This is a genomic window from Cognatishimia coralii, from assembly GCF_037478305.1.
Taxonomy (GTDB): domain Bacteria; phylum Pseudomonadota; class Alphaproteobacteria; order Rhodobacterales; family Rhodobacteraceae; genus Cognatishimia; species Cognatishimia coralii.
Genome location: NZ_JBBGAZ010000004.1, coordinates 32,185 through 50,933, shown reverse-complemented (window position 1 = coordinate 50,933; position 18,749 = coordinate 32,185). Strand labels below are relative to the sequence as shown.

The window sequence follows — 18,749 nt, the reverse complement described above, 5'->3', positions numbered from 1 at the left end:
ACGGCTACCCGATCTTATAGGCCTTCCCAAACCCAGCGTTGAGAAGGCCATCCAAAACCTCAAACCGCACAAAATTGAAATCCGCGAAGTCCGCATAGAGCTTCGCCTTGGGCCGCCGCTCTAGATACCACGCGCGCAAATCCGAATACCCCGCATCCTCCCGCGTCACGAACTGCGGCAGGCAATGCAAAGTCAGCCTCGGATGGGTTAGAGGATCTCCCTTTTCACCAGGCTCCCCAATCAACAACGAACAGGCCCGACCGTTGCGTAAAGCCTTTGTATGTAAAGATAAATCAGAGATTAAAGTGACAGGGACTCTGCCCTTATCCACGGAGAAGGCCACCCGCGTCACCGACGGAGACCCATCCTCGCGCACCACCGCCAATGCCGCATGGGTCGCGGACTCTAGCAGCCCGTTCATCACCGCATGGGCTTCGTCATCCAACTCTCGGAAAGGGTCTTTGACCAAGGTCTAACCCTCAGGCTGAGGCACTGCCCGCGGCCGCCCCTCTTCGTCGATCGCCACAAAGGTAAAGACCGCTTCGGTCACTTTCTCCCGCGTGCCGATGGTGCCGCGCCGCACCCAGGCTTCGACTTCAATCGCCATCGACGTCCGGCCAACCCGCGCCAAACTTGCGTAGACACAAAGCACGTCGCCGACCTTGACGGGACGGATGAATTTCATCGCATCCACCGCAATGGTCGCAGCACGCCCCTGACTGGTTTCCCGGGACACAATCCCTGCGGCGATGTCCATCTGGCTCAGCACCCAGCCGCCAAAGATATCACCGTTCACATTGACGTCCGAGGGCATCGCCAATGTGCGCAAAGTAAGTTCGCCAGAAGGTTCTGAATGGTCGGTCATGGGCTCTTCCTCGATTTAGCCCAGACTACGCGCTGCAATGTCCTTGTCCACTCATCCCTCGAGAAATACTCAAGCGTGCAATGAATTCTTAACATTTTGCCTCGCAAACTGATGTCAGACAGGCAGTTTCCTTGTCTTGCCACAGCCTTGCCCAATTTGTGCCCCAATTCAGGGTTTAATGGATTCAAGCGACTATAGCACCCGTCACTCGGGAACTTTGGCAAGCAGAATGCGGCCGGTAACGTTCAGAAGATAGAGGAGATTGCTATGGCTCTCGTTATGTTTCTTTTTGGAAGCGCACTCGGCTTGACCGGTGCCATCACCCAACTGGCCCTTGGATTTGATTTCACGGTTGCCCTGAACACATACGCATTTCTTTCAGTCGGACTGCCGATGGTGACCCTGCTCGCCATGCGGGCAAACCGCCGCGCCTAAGCGCCACCAGTTTCTCTAGGGCGCGTGGGGGTCGAACCTACTGACTAATCAGCGCCATTCATCGCGTCCGGAGCCTCTCTTCCCTCCAAAGGCTCCGGGCGCGATTTCATTTTTACCGCTGCATTTTTAGGCACGCCTCACTATCTCGTTGACCTCACCCCGAAGGCAGCCTCAGATAGGGCGTGTTAAATGGGACGTGGCGCAGTCATGCCGCAGGTTGATGTGATTGTTCTGGGCGCGGGCCCAGCTGGGAGTGCTGCTGCGGCGGTGGCAGCGCGCGCAGGCCTTTCGGTGGCTTTGGTGGACAAAGCCAGCTTCCCCAGAGACAAACTTTGCGGCGGCGGCGTCACCGAGCGCAGTCGATCCTACTTCAAAGACGCTTTCGGCCATGACATCCAGTTTGACGATATCCTCAGCACCCAAGAGGTTGAATTCTGGCATGCCGGTCAGCGGCTGTCGCACATGCAGGCCCAGGCCCCGATCCACCTCGCCATGCGTCTGTCATTTGACGATCAGATGTTTAGACATGCCGTTTCGTTGGGCGGGCTCGACTATTCGGGCCATCGGGTCACGGACATCAACGGCACCAGCATTGAACTCGCGGGCGGGACGTCCCTTGAAGCCAAAGTTCTGATCGGCGCGGATGGGGTGAACAGTCAGGTCGCCCGCCACCTCTTTGGCGCAGCGTTTGATCACGACCAGATCGGTTTCGCCCTCGAGGTTGAAGCCCCCAAAGAAGACGACAGCGCCGCACTTCGGATTGATTTCAACGCGGCGGATTGGGGCTATGGGTGGCGTTTCCCCAAGCAAGACAGCGTCACCATCGGGGTCGGAGGCCTTACCTCGCATAACCCCGACATGAAGGCGCGGATGCGGAGCTATACGGATCTGCTCAACCTCAAAAGCATACCCAAACTCAAAGGCCATTTCCTGCCCTTTGGCCATTTCAAAACACAGCCTGGTCGCGGCGCGACCCTCTTGGCCGGAGACGCTGCCGGGCTGGTGGACCCGATCACCGGAGAAGGTATCGCCTACGCGATCAAGTCGGGCCATTTGGCCGCTGAGGCCGCAATCGAAGCCCTCAAGGCGAACACCCCAGACCGCGCCTTCGCGATCTATCTGCGCAAGCTGAAACCGATCCATCGCAACCTTCGCATCGCGCGGACCCTACGCAAGCTCGTGTTTTCCGGACGCTTCAAGGACGCCTTTTTTCAGAAGATGGCCCAGTCGGGCCGCTTGCGACACGAATATCTGAATGTCCTGGCCGGCAAACAGGAATACCCTGCCCTCTTGCTCAAATCCGGCCTCAGTTTGCCGCGTTTTGTATTGCGTGGTCTGCGCCGTCGGTCATAGTGCACCCGAGCCCTTGATGACCGGACCTCTTATGTCAAACACAGACCTTGCCCCCAAAAGAATTTGGATCGCCATCGCGGCAGCCTTTCTGGCCAATAGTATCTTGTTTGGCACATGGGCCGCTCGGCTGCCTGCGATCAAACAGAGCTTTGATCTGTCGCATGATGCTTTAGGCCTTCTGCTCTTGCTAATGGCGGCCGGGGCCATTTGCGGCTTTCCTATCGCAGGCAAACTCGCGGATCGTCACGGCGGCGCACAGATCACACGCATCCTTTGGGCGCTTATGGTGCTGTCGATGTTGGGACTTGCTCTGGCCCCAAGCATCTGGCTTCTGGCGCTCGCCATCATCTGCTTTGGTCTAAGCGGAGGTGGCATGGATGTGGCGATGAACGTCTGGGCGACTGAAGCCGAGGACGACACAGGCAAGATCTGGATGCCGAGCTTTCACGCCATGTGGAGCCTTGGGTCCGTTCTGGGTGCGCTCAGCGGTCTGGTCGTTATCCCTTGGGGCTGGAGCCACGGCACCCACTTCGCCATTGTCGCCACGCTGGCCCTGCCCTTGGCGATCTGGGGCATGCGCATTCCCTGGTCTTTCACCCCGCAACCCGCAGAAAAGACCCCTTTCTTGCCAATCCTAAAGGGAAAGCTCTTGCTGGTCGGCTTCTTCACGCTCTGCGCCACATTGGGCGAAGGCGCCATCGCAGATTGGAGTGCGCTATATCTGATAGAGGTCACCGCGACCTCCGAGGCCCGTGCCCCCATCGGTCTGGCTGTCTTTGCCACAGCCATGGTGGTCATGCGTCTGTCGGGTGCGATTGTCATCGGGCGTCTGGGCCCCCTGCGGGCCGCGTTTGTGAGCGCAGGCTTCGCCGGACTTGGCGCGGCCATCGTCGCCTTGGCAGGATCAGAAACCATGGCCCTCATCGGCTTTGTCGCGCTGGGGTTGGGCTATGCGCTTGCCATGCCATTGGCCATGGCACGTGCGGGTGCCTCGCGGACCATGCCCAAGGCGATGGCAGTGGCCGGCGTCGCGACCTTTGCCTATGGCGGCATTTTGTTGGGGCCACCGCTGATCGGGTTTATTGCCGAGGCAACCTCGCTCCATACTGCGCTGCTGCTTTTGCTGGCCTTGGGCGGTGTGATGCTATTCACAGCGCCCGCGATGAAGCCGCCCAAAGGTGGTGACTAGCCTTCTACCCGCGCGATCAGCTCAAGAACATGCGGGCCAAGAGCCTCAACGATCAGGCTGACGCCTTCTCTATTCGGATGAATTCCATCGGCTTGCATCAAGGCACCTAGCTGGGCGGGGTCCTCAGACGGCAGCCCAGCAAAATAGCTCTCTGCCAACAGCGCATCATTGGCCGCCGCCACCTCGCCATAGAGCGCATCGAACGCGGCCTTGTAGTCAGGCCCGTAGTTGCCCGGCGCCTGCATGCCCGTCAAAAGCACCTCGACCCCCTGCGCTTTAGCTGTCTCAACAATGCCCGTGATATTGGCCTTGCTGGCCGCAGGATCGAGGCCACGCAGGAAATCATTGCCGCCAAGCGTCACGATCATTGCGTCCACTTCAGGCGTCAGAGTCCAGGCCACGCGGGACAAGCCTCCCATGGTGGTGTCACCCGACACGCCTCCATTGATCACCGTCACGTCCTTGCCTTGCGCCGTCAGCCAGGCCTGCATCTGCGGCACAAAACCATCGCCCTGTGGCAGACCAAAGCCATGGATCAGACTGTCCCCGAAGGCGACAATCGTGGTCTCGGCCGCAGAAACTGAACCGATCAGTCCAAAAACCAGCGCCAGCGCCTTGCTTCGCCACGTGCTGATCCCATATTGCGATGCAATACTCATAGACAGGCCCTCCTTATGACCTCGGTTCTCTCTCTCAAAGATGTGCGTTTGGCGCTGGAAAGCAACGCCGGATTGGTGGAAATCTTGCATGGCATTACATTGGATGTCGCGGCGGGGGAAACTTTGGGGCTGATCGGGCCGTCTGGATCCGGCAAATCCTCGCTCTTGATGCTGATGGGCGGACTGGAGCGCGCGAGTTCTGGGACGATCACCGCATTGGATCAGGATCTGACCCACATGAACGAAGACGGGCTAGCGCGATTTCGGCGCGAAAACATGGGCGTGGTGTTTCAGAGCTTTCATCTGATCCCGACCATGACAGCGCTAGAAAACGTCGCCACCCCGCTTGAGTTGGCAGGTCATGCTGACGCCTTTGACCGCGCGGCGGAGGAACTTGAGGCCGTCGGTCTTGGGCATCGCGCCGATCACTACCCCTCGCAAATGTCTGGCGGTGAACAACAGCGTGTTGCGCTGGCCCGCGCCGCAGCGCCGCGCCCGAAGCTCTTGTTGGCGGATGAGCCGACGGGCAACCTTGACGGGGCCAATGGCGAGGCCATCATGGACCTCTTGTTCGGCCTGCGCGACCGCCACGGCGCGACCTTGGTTCTGGTGACACACTCCCGCGCTTTGGCGGCGCGCTGTGACCGTGTGATCCGCCTGCGCGATGGCCGCGTGGATACCGCACAAGAGGCCGCAAAATGAGCCTGAAAATCGCCGCCCGCTTTGCCCGGCGTGAATTACGCGGAGGCCTGAAGGGGTTTCGCATCTTCCTCGCTTGTCTGGCGCTTGGCGTGGCCGCGATCGCAGGGATCGGCTCGGTTCGCTCTTCGATCGAAGCAGGCATCGCCGATCAAGGCGCCACGCTCTTGGGCGGGGACGCTCAGATGCAGTTCACCTATCGCTACGCCTCTGGCGAAGAACGTGCGTGGATGGCAGAGCAAGCCACCGCGATTTCAGAGGTGGTGGATTTCAGATCCATGGCCGTGGTGGAACGAGATGGCACCACCGAACGCGGCCTGACCCAGATCAAGGCCGTCGATGATCTTTACCCGCTGGTGGGTGAGCTCAAACTGGAAGGCGGCGCGGATCTGGCGACGGCTTTTGCGGGGCAAAACGGCCTGCCCGGCGCGGTGATCCATCCGCAATTAGCAGCGCAATTGGCGCTGGAGATTGGTGATACGTTCAAGCTCGGCCTGCAGGAATTTTCGGTAGCGGCATTGCTTCAATCCGAGCCTGATAGCGCGGGTGGTGGTTTCGGTCTTGGGCCGCGCACAATGGTGCTGACCAAGGACCTTGCGGACTCAGCCCTGCTTTCCCCCGGCACGCTCTTTGACACGCAATACCGGATGCTTTTGGCCGAGGGTGTCGACATGGACGTCGCCAAATCCGACGCCACACAGCGGTTTGAAGACACCGGCATGCGCTGGAGCGACAGTCGCAATGGTGCGCCAGGTATCTCGGAATTCGTAGACCGCTTGGGGGCATTCCTGATCCTCGTGGGGCTCGCAGGCCTTGCGGTCGGAGGCGTGGGCGTCTCGGCCGCCATCCGCGCCTATCTGGCGAGCAAAACGCAGGTGATCGCGACCCTGCGCTCTTTGGGGGCCTCGCGGGCGACGATCTTTCTGACCTATTTCCTGCAGATCGGCGCGCTGAGTATTTTGGGCATCGCGATTGGTTTGACTTTGGGCACCTTGGCCCCGATTGCTTTGGCGCCGGTGATTTCGGCGGTCTTGCCTTTGCCGACGGTAATTGCAGTACATGCAGAGGCGCTGCTGGAGGCGTCGGTCTATGGTGCGTTGACCGCGCTGATCTTTACCCTTTGGCCACTGGCACGGACGGAGGATGTGCGCGCGGCGTCGCTGTTTCGTGACGCGATGAATGCGGCTCCGGGTATTCCGGCTGTTCGGTATCTTTTGGCGACAGGGGCGCTCCTCGCTTTGCTCGTCGCTGCGGCCTCGTGGTTCTCGGGCAACCTGACCCTGACGCTTTGGACGACGGGCGGCATTGCAGGCGCGCTGCTGTTATTGGCGCTGGCCTCTGTGGCGATCCGTTGGATCTCGCGTCGAGCAACGCGACGCTCACGCCGTCGCCCTGCACTGCGTTGGGCTTTGGCGGCAATTTCCAGCCCACGAGAAGGGGCCGCCTCTGTCGTACTGTCGCTGGGCCTTGGCCTGTCGGTTCTGGCCGCTGTTGGCCAGATCGACGGTAACCTGCGTGGCGCGATTTCGCGGGACTTGCCGAGCGTTGCGCCGAGCTATTTCTTTGTAGACATCCAGCGCGATCAGATGCCCGGCTTTCTTGAACGGATGGAGAGCGATCCCGCCGTCAGCAACGTCGAAAGCGCCCCCATGCTGCGCGGCGTGATAACGCGGATCAATGGCATGCCAGCCACTGAGGTCGCCGGAGATCACTGGGTCATCCAAGGCGACCGTGGCGTCAGCTATGCCGATGCCCTGCCCGAGACCACCGAGATCCTTGAGGGGGAATGGTGGGGCGCTGATTACACGGGCGCGCCTCAGATCAGTTTCGCCGCGGAAGAGGCGGAAGAAATCGGCCTCAAGCTCGGTGACGCGATGACTGTCAACATTCTGGGTCGCGACATCACTGGCACGGTCACGAGCTTCCGCGATGTTGATTTCTCGACTGCAGGCATGGGTTTTGTGCTGGTCATGAACGAAGCCGCCCTGGCTGGCGCCCCGCATAGTTTCATCGCAACCGTCTATGCCGAGAAAGAGGCCGAAGCCGCGATCCTGCGCGACATCACGAGTGCCAATCCAAACATCACCGCGATCTCGGTACGCGACGCGATCGACAACGTCAGCAACATCCTTGGATCGATTGCGGCGGCGACGTCATACGGCGCGGCGGCCACCTTGCTGACAGGCTTCCTGGTTCTGATCGGAGCCGCCGCCGCAGGCCAGCAGAACCGCACCTATGAGGCGGCGATCCTGAAAACGCTTGGGGCGACCCGCCAGCGTATTCTGATGAGCTTTGCCTTGCGTTCTGCGCTTTTGGGAACGGCGGCTGGTCTGGTGGCCCTAACTGCAGGGATCATCGGCGGCTGGGCGGTCAGTTTCTATATTCTGGAAACCGATTACGAGATCATCTGGAACAACGCATTGGCCATTGTCGCAGGCGGCGTAATCGCCACGCTTCTGGCTGGACTTGCATTCGCCGCTGCCCCTCTTGCGACCAAGCCCGCGCGGACGTTGCGCAGTGCGGACTGACCCGTTTCGTTCACTCCCCCAAAATGCACTATCGCACGCGCTATGGGAGACGCGTGCGACAGGCGATAAAATTGAACGGCTTTTGGGATGACCCATGGGGAATGCGGTCAGCCATTCGGGGATCGAGGCAACCAATTTACGCACCCCATTGAGATCATTAACTTTGCTGACCAACGATTTAACTTTGGGGAGCGGGTTTGGCCGCCGTCTTGATTTGTCTACATCTGTAAGCGCTTGCGGGCGACTGTGGACTCGTGGGTGTCGTCCAAAAATTCGCGAAAAACGTGACAATACCGATCATGATTCATGAAATGCAGCGTGGATTTCTCTATGTTTCGCGAAGCGATAGCGTTTTGGGATTGATAGAAAGCGATCCCCAATCGAGCTAACGGAAGTTTTCCTGATACCAGTCACGGAAGTCCTTTTGCCGCGATCGCGCCACAGGAATTGAGCGACCTCCGGAAACACGGACGTCCTTGAAAGCCGCAGTGTTTTGCGCGCTTTGCAGAGTTGATTTGGCAACCCAGAACGAGCGGTGCACCCGAAACCCCGCATCTGCCGGAAGTTGGTTTGTCAGGGCAGACAAAGTGGACCTGACGGTCACCAGCCGGTCCACCTGCACGATATCGACATAATGCTCGCGCGCTTCAAGATAGAGGATACTGGACAGAGGAATTGACCCGCCGCTGGTGACCAGAAGCGGCTCGATAGGTTTTCCTTCGGAGGCGCTGCGGGACTCTCTGAGGTGTTCCACGAAGATCCATTTTGCGATGACAAATTCGAAACATTGAGATGCCACGAGACTGGTTGCCAGAATGATTGGCGCACGTGTGACACTTGCCTCCGGAGCATGCGCGCCAAAGGCAGAAACTCCGAAACCAACGGCGAGCAAGGCCGTGATGCACAGGACGGGCACGGAGATAAACGGCAGGACAATGGCTTTGTCATCTCTCCGGAGATTATAGAGTTTCACCCCGGCGAGGCCTGCCAGCAAAAGCACGACGTAGAAAATGATCGTCACAAGCCAAAACGCAGCGCGTTCAAGAATCGGAAGGCTTTCCTGAAAAAGGGGCGGATCCGTAGCCACCAGGATCACAAAGACCAATGCGAGGGCTGACAGAAAACGGCGCGAGGTCAGAAAACTGTATAGTTCACAGGTCGTAAAGGCCAATTCATCGCCATTAGCCAAGAATAAGCGCCAGTTTCGGTTATATAGACTTCTGTACATAGCCTTCCGGATACTCTGATGTCTGTCGCGCGTTCTGCGCGATGTTGATCTAGATGCTAAAATGGCCCAATAACGAGAGTCCACTCCCTTTGTTGTATACTTTAGGTGGATTGCCCCTTGGTTCGTGACTGTTCTTTAACAACGAAAGGCCAGCTCACCTTCAAAGGTCAGCTGGCCCAGGTTTCGTCAAGTTTTCATTCGCGTCTATTCCGCCGCTTCGGCGTAGTCGTCCATCGGAGGGCAGGTGCAAACCAGATGGCGGTCACCATAGGCGTTGTCGACACGGTTGACCGGAGGCCAGTATTTGTCGACGCGGAAGGCTCCGGGCGGGAAACAGCCCTGTTCGCGGCTATATGGGCGGTCCCAATCGCGCACGAGGTCTTCCATCGTGTGCGGCGCATTCTTGAGCGGGTTGTTTTCCGCATCTGAGGTGCCGTCCTCGACCGCCTGGATCTCGTCGCGGATCGACAGCATGGCGTCGATGAAACGGTCAAGCTCGGCTTTGGTCTCGGACTCGGTCGGCTCGATCATCAGCGTGCCTGCGACGGGCCAGCTCATGGTTGGCGCGTGGAAGCCGTTGTCGATCAGACGCTTGGCGATGTCGTCCACGGTGATGTGGGCGCTATCCGCAAAGGGGCGCGTATCAAGGATACATTCATGCGCGACGCGACCGGTGGGGCCTTTGTAAAGCACGTCAAACGCACCTTCGAGCCGCTTGGCGATGTAGTTCGCATTCAGGATAGCGACACGGGTGGCTTGGGTCAGTCCATCTCCGCCCATCAAGAGGCAATAGGCCCAGCTGATTGCGAGGATCGAGGCCGAACCGTAGGGCGCGGCAGAGACCGGGCCTTCGGTGCCATCCGTTTCCGGGTGACCCGGCAGATGCGGTTCCAAATGCGCTTTGACGCCAATCGGACCCATGCCGGGGCCGCCGCCGCCATGGGGGATGGCGAAGGTTTTATGCAGGTTGAGGTGACTGACGTCGCCGCCGAGGTCTCCGGGACGGCTAAGGCCGACCATGGCGTTCATATTCGCGCCGTCGATATAGACCTGACCACCGGCGTCATGGGTGATTTTGCAGACCTCATGCACGGTTTCCTCAAAGACGCCGTGGGTGGATGGGTATGTGATCATACAGCCCGCGAGGTTCTCGGCGTGTTTGGCGGCCTTGTCGCGGAAGTCATCCAGATCAATGTCGCCTTTGTCGTCTGAGGCCACAGGGACAACTTTCCAACCCACCATCTGAGCGGAGGCCGGGTTGGTGCCATGCGCGCTCATCGGGATGAGACAAATGTTGCGGTGCCCCTCACCGCGCGCGCGGTGGTAGGCGGCGATGGTCAGGAGGCCCGCGTATTCGCCCTGCGCGCCAGAGTTCGGCTGCATGGAAATCGCGTCATAGCCGGTGATCTGACAGAGCTTGTCCGACAGATCCGTGACCATTTCTGTATAGCCTGCGGCCTGATCGACCGGCGCGAAGGGGTGCATATGGGCGAACTCGGGCCAGCTGATGGGCATCATTTCTGCCGCAGCATTCAGCTTCATGGTACAGGAACCCAGCGGGATCATCGCGCGGTCAAGCGCGAGGTCGCGATCCGCGAGACGGCGCATATAGCGCATCATCTCGGTTTCCGCGCGGTTCATGTGGAAGATCGGGTGGGTTAGGTAGTCTGACTGGCGGTGCATGTTTTCAGGCACGCGGTATTTCGGAGTAAAATCATCGTCGGCTTTGACGACGCCAAAGGCGCGCCAAACCGCCTCGATTGTTTCAGGCCGCGTGGTTTCATCCAGCGTGATCCCGACGCGTTTTTCTCCGACCTGACGCAGGTTCAGGCCTTCGTCCCGCGCGGATTTCATGACGGCAGCTTGCAGAGGGCCAACGTCCACGGTGATCGTGTCAAAGAAGCTCTGCGGGTCGACTTTGAAGCCCGCGTTTTCGAGCCCTTCGGCCATGCGAACCGTCTTACGGTGGATGCGCTGCGCAATCGCCTTAAGCCCCTTTGGCCCGTGGAAAACAGCATACATCGACGCCATGACTGCAAGCAGCGCCTGGGCTGTACAAACATTCGAGGTCGCTTTTTCACGACGGATATGCTGTTCGCGGGTTTGAAGGGACAGGCGGTAGGCGCGATTGCCATGCGCATCCACCGAGACCCCGACCAGTCGGCCGGGCATCGCGCGTTTGTGGGCTTCTTTCGTGGCCATGTAGGCCGCGTGCGGGCCGCCATAGCCCATGGGCACTCCGAACCGCTGGGTTGAGCCGACAGCGATATCGGCCCCCATTGCGCCGGGTTCTTTGAGCAGGGTCAGGGACAGAGGATCTGCGGCCACAACTGCGATGCCTTTAGCGGCATGCAGCTTTTCGATATGGGCGGTGAAGTCCCGTACGTGACCGTATGTTCCGGGGTATTGGAACAGCGCGCCAAAGACCTCGTCCGCGTTCATCTTGTCGGGGTTGCCGACGATGACCTCGATGCCCAAAGGGGCTGCGCGGGTTTGCACGACGGCGATGTTTTGCGGGTGGCAGTCGCGGTCGACAAAGAAGGCCTTGGCTTTGGACTTGCTAACCCGCTGCGCCATGGTCATGGCTTCGGCGCAGGCGGTGGATTCATCCAAGAGCGATGCGTTGGCAATCTCGAGACCCGTCAGATCGCTAACCATGGTCTGGAAGTTCAAGAGCGCCTCAAGACGGCCCTGCGAGATCTCTGGCTGATAGGGCGTATAGGCGGTGTACCACGCCGGGTTCTCCAGAATATTGCGCTGAATTGCAGGCGGTGTGACGGTGCCGTGGTAGCCCTGACCGATGAGGCTTTTCATCAGTTTGTTCTTGCCCGCCACTTCCCGCATCCGGTGCAACAGCTCACGCTCTGACAGAGGGCGCCCCATCTCGAGCGGCTCTTTCTGACAGATCGATTGCGGCAGAGTATCGTCGATCAGAGCGTCCAGATCAGAGGCGCCGACCACGGCCAGCATATCGTCCATTTCTTCGGGGGACGGGCCGATGTGACGGCGATTGGCGAAGTCATACGGCAGGTAATCTGTTGGTTTGAAAGGCATATTGGCCTCCGGATACGGGTACAGGTTATGAGCGGGGCCAAGTGGCCCCTAGGGGATTGGGCGTCACGCCCGCAAAGTTTGGTGGCCTTAGCCGATGAAGTCTTTGTAGGCGGCTTCGTCCATCATATCGTCCATCTGGCTTGCATCGGCCGCCTTCATTTTGAAGAACCATGCATCGCCCAGAGGGTCTTCGTTCACCTTGCCGGGCTCGTCCACGAGGGCCTCATTGACCTCGACGATTTCACCGTCGATGGGCGCGAGGATGTCAGACGCCGCTTTGACGGATTCGATCACACAGACCTCATCGTCCTTGCTGACCTCAGTGTCAGTCTCGGGCAGTTCGACGAACACCACATCGCCCAATTGCTCGGCTGCGTGCTCAGTGATGCCGACGACAATCAGGCCGTCTTCTTCGCGGAGCCATTCGTGCTCTTCGGTGAATTTCATGGGGTGTCTCCTGTTGGCTTAACGTTTGAAGTTGGCGGGGATGAAGGGAAGTTTGGCGACCTTGAGCGGCATGCGTTTATTGCGCACTTCGCCAAAGAGTTGCGTGCCCTCAGAGGCGAGGTCGGCTGTGACATAGCCCATGGCGACCGGGCCGTTGACCGAGGGGCCAAAGCCGCCTGATGTGACCGCGCCGATGGGGGTTTCTGCTTCCTCGCTGGCAAATATCTGCGTGCCCGCGCGCATTGGGGCGCGGCCTTCGGGCAGCAAGCCAACGCGTTTGCGGCTGGCCCCTTCACTGAGAACCTTGAGGATATGGTCGGATCCCGGGAAGCCTCCGGCGCGATCGCCGCCCGCGCGGCGCACTTTTTGGATGGCCCATGTCAGGCCCGCGGCACCTGGGTCGCTTTGTGCGTCGATGTCGTTGCCATAAAAGCAAAGTCCGGCCTCCAGCCTCAGGCTGTCGCGCGCGCCAAGACCGATGGGCGCGACCTCTTCCATTGCGAGCAAGGCTTCGCAGAGGGCAACGGCCGAGCCTTCGGGCACAGAGATTTCGTAACCGTCCTCGCCGGTGTAGCCAGAGCGCGAGACCCAACAGTCCACGCCCTGCAATTCCAGTGTCGCGACGTCCATGAATTTCATATCAGCAGCCGCTGGATTCAGACGCGACAACGCGGTTTCCGCCGCCGGGCCCTGCAAGGCGATCAATGCGCGATCCGTGATGACCTCGACCACGATCTGCGGCTCAAGCGCGGCTTTCATGCGAGTGATGTCGGCCTCTTTGCAGGCCGCATTCACGACCACAAACAGATGATCACCACGGTTGGCAAACATCAGATCATCCTCGATCCCGCCCGCCTCATTGGTGAACAACCCATAGCGCTGACGCCCCTCGCCCAAGCCCAGAACATCCATGGGAACCAGCGTCTCAAACGCAGTGGCAATAGCCTCGTAGCTCGACCCGCGCAGGATCACCTGCCCCATATGGCTTACGTCAAACAAACCTGCCTCGGCGCGGCAATGCAGGTGTTCTTTCATCACCCCCATCGGGTATTGCACCGGCATATCATAGCCCGCGAATGGCACCATTTTGGCCCCAAGGCCAACGTGCATGTCGTACAAAGCCGTGCGGTGCAGGTCACCGGTTTCAGCCATCACTCGTTCCTCCATTCCGGAGGCAATTTCATCGAAAAAGCACCCGGCATCACAAAGCGCATGTCACCCATGCGCGCGATGCCCCCTCTGTCCTTTCGCCTGAGATCGTTATCCCTTCGGCGGACGCATTTCGCGCCTCTCTCCAGAGTTCATTCATGGCGGTCTCGGTCCCATCGGCCTGAGAGTTTCCGGGGCGGTTGCTCCTTCGGCACCGAACTAAATCGGTTCTCCCGAGTCACCATGTTCCTTAACGTTATGCAGGAAAACCGACCGGTTCAAGGCAAAATACGACGCGAAAAACGACATTCGACACTTTTTCGTAAGATCATGAATCTGCTTAATAATTATGCACGCATCTTCCTCATGATACTTAGTTAGACGCGAGAAAACGACATGGAGCATATGCGGCTGGCATGCAACTGCATGCCGGTTTTTGCAATTGACTCGCGCCTCAAAAACCGCCTCATTTCGCCCATGAGCAGACCCTTCTTTTTTGGCTATGGCAGCCTCGTGAATATCCATACGCATACGTATAGTGAGACCTCGACCGCAGAGCTGCAAGGCTGGCGACGTGTCTGGCAAATGACGCCCCTAAGGCCGCATCCCTTCCTGTCGATTGAGCCCCAGGACGGCTGTGCGATCCAGGGTCTGATCGCGCACGTGCCCGACGGCGATTGGGCGCAACTGGACGCGCGGGAATATGGCTATGATCGGCTGAGTACGGATCGCGTGAAGCACGCACGCGACGATGATCCAGAGCTAGCGATCTATGTCGTGCCAAAGCCTGCGCCTAAGTTGCAGCTGGAGAAGGGGCCGATCCTGCTCAGCTATCTGGACGTGGTCATTCAGGGATTTCTCAAAGAGTTCGGCGAAAGCGGCGTGCGCGCGTTTTTTGACACGACGGCAGGCTGGGATCATCCAATCGACAATGACCGGGATGTTCCGAAATATCCGCGCCACCAAAAGCTCGCGCCTCACGAGACCGCAATGGTGGACGCCGAACTAAAACGGCTTGGAATTTCGGTTTAGCGCCGCCCGTGCCAGAGGCTCATCTGACGGCCCTCGCGCGCGAACGCGCCCTGTTCGTGCGGTTTGCGAACACCCATGACGCGCAGCACAAGGAATAGTGAGATCAAGCCAAAGATCGCGCCCCCGACAGCCTGACCGATCAGGATACCCGGCGCGCCCCAAAGCGTGGCGCCTATGGTGACGCAAGGGATGGTGCCAAGGGTCTGACGCCCCCAGTTGATCATGGTCGAATAAAACGGATGGCCGAGGTTATTGAAGGACGCGTTGCCGACAAAGATCAGACCGTCAAAGACATACATCAACGCAAGCGGACCGCAGAAAAGGAACAAGAGCGTAACGGCCATACCTTCGGCGTTAAACAGCCCCGCCAGCGGCACGCGCAGAAGGAACAACAAAAGCGCAGCCCCCACGACCCAAAGCGCTGTAAAGATCATCGCGTCTCGGAAGGCGCCGCGCACCCGATCGTGCTGCCCTGCCCCATAGTTCTGGCCGATGATCGGGCCGACTGCGCCCGAAAGCGCAAAGATCGCGCCAAAGGCTACAGGGACCAGACGGCCAACGATGGCCATGCCCGCAACCGCCTCTTCGCCGAATTCCGACATGGAACGGGTGACGAAGGCCTGCCCAATGGGGGTCGCGAACTGCGTCAGGATCGCGGGGCCGGCAATGGCCGCGATATCAGGCAGATCGACGCGCATTTCGGCGCTCGTGGGTTTGTCAAAGCCGCCATAGTGTTTGAATACCGGATACATAGAACAAAACCCGATGGTGAACCGCGCGGCGACCGAGGCGAGAGCTGCACCGGTTAGATCAAGCCCCAGACCAAAGATCAGGATCGGATCAAGCACACCATTCACCACGCCGCCCAAAAGCGTCGCCATCATCGCGCGTCGGGCGTCTCCATGCGCCCTCAGGATCGCGCCGCCGACCATGCCGAGCATGAGGATCGGCAGGCTCGGCACGATGATCTGCATATAGTGAACAGACAGCTCCAAAGTCGGGCCCGAGGCCCCCATCAAGGTCGCGAGGCTTTCCAGATTAAACCAAACGACGGCCGAAAAAATAGACGCAATAACAAAACCATAGATGGTTGAAGTCGCCGCGCGACGGCGCGCTTTATGCTGATCGCCCTCGCCCAAAGCCCTCGCCACCAAAGCCCCGGCCGAGATCGCCATGCCGATGCTGAAGGCGGTGGTAAAAAACAGGATCGCACCCGCGTAACCAACCGCAGCGGCCAGCTCATCCCGTCCCAGCATCGAGATAAAGATCATGTCCACAAGGTCGACCAAAAAGATCGCGACCAGCCCGATCGACGCCGTCAGGGACATCACCGTGACATGTTTGAACAGATTGCCCGTCAGGAACTTTGCAGATGCGTCTGCCATGATCTCACCTCTCACTCACGCGGCAAGAAAATCACGCACAGCTTTGATTGCCAATCTGCAAAAATGCACAGAGGAGCCGCAGATCGCGAGGCCTCTGTTTCATCTTGCGAAAAATACTCGCGCCGCAGGCACGGATTTTTGGAAAATCCGTTACCCCTTTGCCTTGATCACCTTAAGCAGAGGAAGAACGGCGGACATATCCGGCCCATGGCTCTGACCCGTCAGCGCCTTGCGCAGAGGCATGAACAGGCCTCGGCCTTTGCGGCCTGTCGCTTCTTTGACAGCCTTGGTCCAAACGCCCCAGGTGTCTGCGTCAAACGGACCTTCGGGCAGCAAGGCCAGCGCCTCGGCGACGAAGTCTTTGTCTTCATCGTCAATCACAGGATCGGCACCATTGGCAAAGAGGTCGGCCCAAGCGGCGATGTCTTTGCGAGTGGTGATGTTTTCGCGGATCACGGCCCAGAAGGCCTCGGCTTCGGCTCCGTCCACGCCCGCAGATGCGACATCGTCCGAGACAGCGGCCAAAGGCTGTGCGCCCAGATGGCGGGCGGTCAGCGGGTAGAGGTCTTCGACGTCAAACTTGGTCGGCGCAGAGCCGAATTGGTCGATATCAAAGCCCTCGGCGATCTCATCCAAGGACGCGCGCAGCTCGACCGGATGGCTCGATCCCAGACGCGCCATGAGGCTCAGCAGCGCCTCAGGCTCCACCCCACCCTCGCGCAAGTCGCGCAGGCTGAGGGTGCCCAGACGTTTGGACAGGCTCTCGCCTTGCGAGCCGGTCAGCAGGGAATGGTGCGCAAAGGTCGGCACCACACCGCCCAGCGCCTCGATCATCTGGATCTGGGTCGCCGTGTTGGTCACGTGGTCCGAGCCGCGCACAACATGGGTCACGCCCATCTCGGTGTCATCCACCACAGAGGCCAGCGTGTAGAGATACTGCCCGTCCCCACGGATCAGCACCGGATCGGACACAGAGGCCGCGTCAATCGAGATCTCTCCCAACACGCCATCGACCCAGTTGATGCGTTCCTGATCCAGCTTGAAGCGCCAGTGGCCGTTTCCACGGTCCGCCCGCAGCGCGGCTTTCTCGTCTTCTGACAGAGCCAGCGCACCGCGATCGTAGACCGGCGGCTTGCCCATATTGAGCTGCTTCTTACGTTTCAGATCTAGTTCGGTCGGGGTTTCAAAACACTCATAGAACCGGCCCATCTCGCGCAGCTTATCCGCCGCCGCATCATAGCGATCGAGCCGCGCGGATTGGTGTTCGATCTTGTCCCAGGTCAGGCCCAGCCACTCCAGATCCTGCTGGATCGCATCCACATATTCCTGCTTAGAGCGTTCAGGATCCGTGTCATCGATCCGCAGAATGAACGTGCCGCCCGCCTTGCGCGCGATCAGATAGTTCATGAGCGCGGTCCGCAGGTTGCCGACGTGGATATAGCCCGTAGGGGATGGGGCGAAACGGGTGGTGGTCATGAGAGTCTCCAGAGTACGGAGCGCTCTTGTCACAAGGGGCGGGGTTTGTCCAGAATTTGGGTGGAACCTAGGTACAAGGGTACTTCTCAGACATCGCTTCTAAATAGAGCTGAACGGCAGGTCTTTGGAGTTCATCGGGCGAGCGCTCCAAATAGTCTATGAAAGTCTTTACCATTTCACCTTTGGTCACCGTCGAAGGAACGCAGAAGTTTAGCCCTGATTCAAGGTTGTTAGCGAACTCGGCTTCTGAAAGGTCACCCTCAAGATGATGCGTCATTTTCAACGCACCACCTGTTGCTCCGTCAATGAGGCCTGTGGCGAAGCCGAGACAGAACGCGCCGCCGATCTTCCCATCCTTTGTGGAGCAATACTCCCAAATTACCTGACCAGCAGTTGGATTTGCGAATGACTGTGGCGCAACAAATGCGAAAACGACCACTAAAGTAAATTTTTGGAAACTATTCATTATCAAGGCATACCACAAAAAAGCTGGAACACTATGGCGGATACCTACCCCGCCTCACCTTCCAAGTCTCACCCAGATCCCTTGGCCAAGCCGCAATATCCCGCGGATCAAGAAATGCAATCCTTGCAACATTAGCACGACTGAACTGCACCCCCACATAGATGATGCAAGCCAGAATACATATAGAGCCAAGTTTTCATCTACTCGTGGCAGCAACAAAAACAGGGGTATGGAAGCAATCCAAACTGCTAGGGCCTTCAATGTGCCAATTTTCAAAATCGAATCTAATAACAACATAGGATCTTGCGTTTAGCAGGTTTAGCCCGACTCAACCTTCCAAATCTTATCCAAATCCCGCAAGCCCGCCGCGATCAACTCCCGCAGCACGTCCAGATCAATATCCGCAAGCTTGTTCACATAGAGGCAGCTTTTGCCCAGCTTGTGCTTGCCCAACCGCCCCATGATCTCGGAATAATCCTGATAGCCCGGCATGATATAGATCGAGAGGTTCGCCTTGCGCGGGCTGAAACCGGTGGCCAGAAAATCCCCTTCGCGCCCCGTTTTGTAGCGATAGTGATAGCGGCCATAGCCCACGATACTGCCGCCCCACATGACCGGCTGAAAGCCCGAGACCTCGGCAAAGAGGTCCAGCAACACAAGCCCATCGGCGCGCCGGGTGGGGTGTTCGATTGCCTCGACAAAGGCGCGGGGGTCGGCGGCGGTGGCGGTGGTTTTGTTTTGCGACATGGCTGGCTCCTTAGGGCCAGTTTACGCGGTCCGGGCG

The 18,749-nt window shown here is 58.9% G+C and carries 17 protein-coding genes and 1 riboswitch; of the genes, 6 read left to right on the top strand and 11 right to left on the bottom strand.

Annotation, left to right across the window (positions count from 1 at the left end; translation table 11 throughout):
• Nucleotides 1-4: 4 nt before the first annotated feature.
• Together WG622_RS09055 and yciA are read right to left on the bottom strand one after the other, a co-directional pair.
• Nucleotides 5-469 carry a HugZ family pyridoxamine 5'-phosphate oxidase gene (locus tag WG622_RS09055; protein WP_339403309.1) on the bottom strand — a complete coding sequence of 155 codons (465 nt, stop codon included), beginning with the start codon at nt 467-469 and terminating at the stop codon, nt 5-7.
• Nucleotides 470-472: 3 nt separating this feature from the next.
• Nucleotides 473-865, bottom strand: coding sequence for an acyl-CoA thioester hydrolase YciA (gene yciA, locus WG622_RS09050; RefSeq protein WP_339403308.1), 393 nt, complete (start codon nt 863-865; stop codon nt 473-475).
• A gap of 267 nt (nt 866-1,132) precedes the next feature.
• Between yciA and WG622_RS09045 the strand changes: the two genes are divergently transcribed.
• The 3 genes from WG622_RS09045 (at nt 1,133) to WG622_RS09035 (ending at nt 3,842) form a co-directional block, all read left to right on the top strand.
• Nucleotides 1,133-1,300 carry a hypothetical protein gene (locus tag WG622_RS09045; RefSeq protein ID WP_339403307.1) on the top strand — a complete coding sequence of 56 codons (168 nt, stop codon included), beginning with the start codon at nt 1,133-1,135 and terminating at the stop codon, nt 1,298-1,300.
• A 189-nt stretch (nt 1,301-1,489) separates the two neighbouring features.
• On the top strand, nt 1,490-2,653 hold the full coding sequence (locus tag WG622_RS09040; protein ID WP_339403306.1) for a geranylgeranyl reductase family protein: 1,164 nt from the start codon (nt 1,490-1,492) through the stop codon (nt 2,651-2,653).
• Between the two features lie 16 nt (nt 2,654-2,669).
• On the top strand, nt 2,670-3,842 hold the full coding sequence (locus WG622_RS09035) for an MFS transporter (protein ID WP_339403305.1): 1,173 nt from the start codon (nt 2,670-2,672) through the stop codon (nt 3,840-3,842).
• On the opposite strand, the gene WG622_RS09030 is transcribed toward WG622_RS09035, so the two are convergent.
• Nucleotides 3,839-4,501: an arylesterase gene (locus tag WG622_RS09030; RefSeq protein WP_339403304.1), complete on the bottom strand. Its 663-nt coding sequence runs from the start codon at nt 4,499-4,501 to the stop codon at nt 3,839-3,841. The two genes, WG622_RS09035 and WG622_RS09030, sit on opposite strands and share 4 nt — an antisense overlap.
• 15 nt (nt 4,502-4,516) lie before the next feature.
• On the opposite strand from WG622_RS09030, the gene WG622_RS09025 reads away from it, so the two are divergent.
• On the top strand, nt 4,517-5,203 hold the full coding sequence (locus tag WG622_RS09025) for an ABC transporter ATP-binding protein (protein ID WP_339403303.1): 687 nt from the start codon (nt 4,517-4,519) through the stop codon (nt 5,201-5,203).
• Nucleotides 5,200-7,728 carry an ABC transporter permease gene (locus WG622_RS09020; RefSeq protein ID WP_339403302.1) on the top strand — a complete coding sequence of 843 codons (2,529 nt, stop codon included), beginning with the start codon at nt 5,200-5,202 and terminating at the stop codon, nt 7,726-7,728. Before WG622_RS09025 ends, WG622_RS09020 begins: the two co-directional genes overlap by 4 nt.
• 385 nt (nt 7,729-8,113) lie before the next feature.
• Here WG622_RS09020 and WG622_RS09015 read toward each other — a convergent pair whose 3' ends face one another.
• The 4 genes from WG622_RS09015 to gcvT all read right to left on the bottom strand — a co-directional run bounded on the left by WG622_RS09015 (nt 8,114) and on the right by gcvT (nt 13,609).
• Entirely contained in the window at nt 8,114-8,917 is an 804-nt protein-coding gene (locus WG622_RS09015) for a LytTR family DNA-binding domain-containing protein (protein WP_339403301.1), read from the bottom strand.
• Nucleotides 8,918-9,160: 243 nt separating this feature from the next.
• Nucleotides 9,161-12,010: an aminomethyl-transferring glycine dehydrogenase gene (gene gcvP / locus WG622_RS09010; protein WP_339403300.1), complete on the bottom strand. Its 2,850-nt coding sequence runs from the start codon at nt 12,008-12,010 to the stop codon at nt 9,161-9,163.
• Nucleotides 12,011-12,097: 87 nt separating this feature from the next.
• Nucleotides 12,098-12,457, bottom strand: coding sequence for a glycine cleavage system protein GcvH (gene gcvH, locus WG622_RS09005; protein ID WP_209357258.1), 360 nt, complete (start codon nt 12,455-12,457; stop codon nt 12,098-12,100).
• A gap of 18 nt (nt 12,458-12,475) precedes the next feature.
• Nucleotides 12,476-13,609, bottom strand: a complete 1,134-nt coding sequence (gcvT, locus tag WG622_RS09000) for a glycine cleavage system aminomethyltransferase GcvT (RefSeq protein ID WP_339403299.1) — start codon at nt 13,607-13,609, stop codon at nt 12,476-12,478.
• A gap of 155 nt (nt 13,610-13,764) precedes the next feature.
• Nucleotides 13,765-13,852, bottom strand: a riboswitch (glycine riboswitch).
• 231 nt (nt 13,853-14,083) lie between these two features.
• Between gcvT and WG622_RS08995 the strand changes: the two genes are divergently transcribed.
• The gene (locus WG622_RS08995) at nt 14,084-14,638 is read left to right on the top strand and encodes a gamma-glutamylcyclotransferase family protein (protein WP_339403298.1); all 555 of its coding nucleotides are present in this window, start codon (nt 14,084-14,086) and stop codon (nt 14,636-14,638) included.
• On the opposite strand, the gene WG622_RS08990 is transcribed toward WG622_RS08995, so the two are convergent.
• From WG622_RS08990 to WG622_RS08975, 4 genes are all read right to left on the bottom strand, one after another.
• Nucleotides 14,635-16,023 carry an MATE family efflux transporter gene (locus WG622_RS08990; protein WP_339403297.1) on the bottom strand — a complete coding sequence of 463 codons (1,389 nt, stop codon included), beginning with the start codon at nt 16,021-16,023 and terminating at the stop codon, nt 14,635-14,637. The genes WG622_RS08995 and WG622_RS08990 overlap by 4 nt on opposite strands.
• A gap of 150 nt (nt 16,024-16,173) precedes the next feature.
• On the bottom strand, nt 16,174-17,499 hold the full coding sequence (gene gltX / locus WG622_RS08985; protein ID WP_339403296.1) for a glutamate--tRNA ligase: 1,326 nt from the start codon (nt 17,497-17,499) through the stop codon (nt 16,174-16,176).
• 67 nt (nt 17,500-17,566) lie between these two features.
• Nucleotides 17,567-17,965, bottom strand: coding sequence for a Rap1a/Tai family immunity protein (locus WG622_RS08980; RefSeq protein WP_339403295.1), 399 nt, complete (start codon nt 17,963-17,965; stop codon nt 17,567-17,569).
• Nucleotides 17,966-18,283: 318 nt separating this feature from the next.
• The gene (locus WG622_RS08975) at nt 18,284-18,712 is read right to left on the bottom strand and encodes a DUF1801 domain-containing protein (protein ID WP_339403294.1); all 429 of its coding nucleotides are present in this window, start codon (nt 18,710-18,712) and stop codon (nt 18,284-18,286) included.
• Nucleotides 18,713-18,749: the final 37 nt, after the last annotated feature.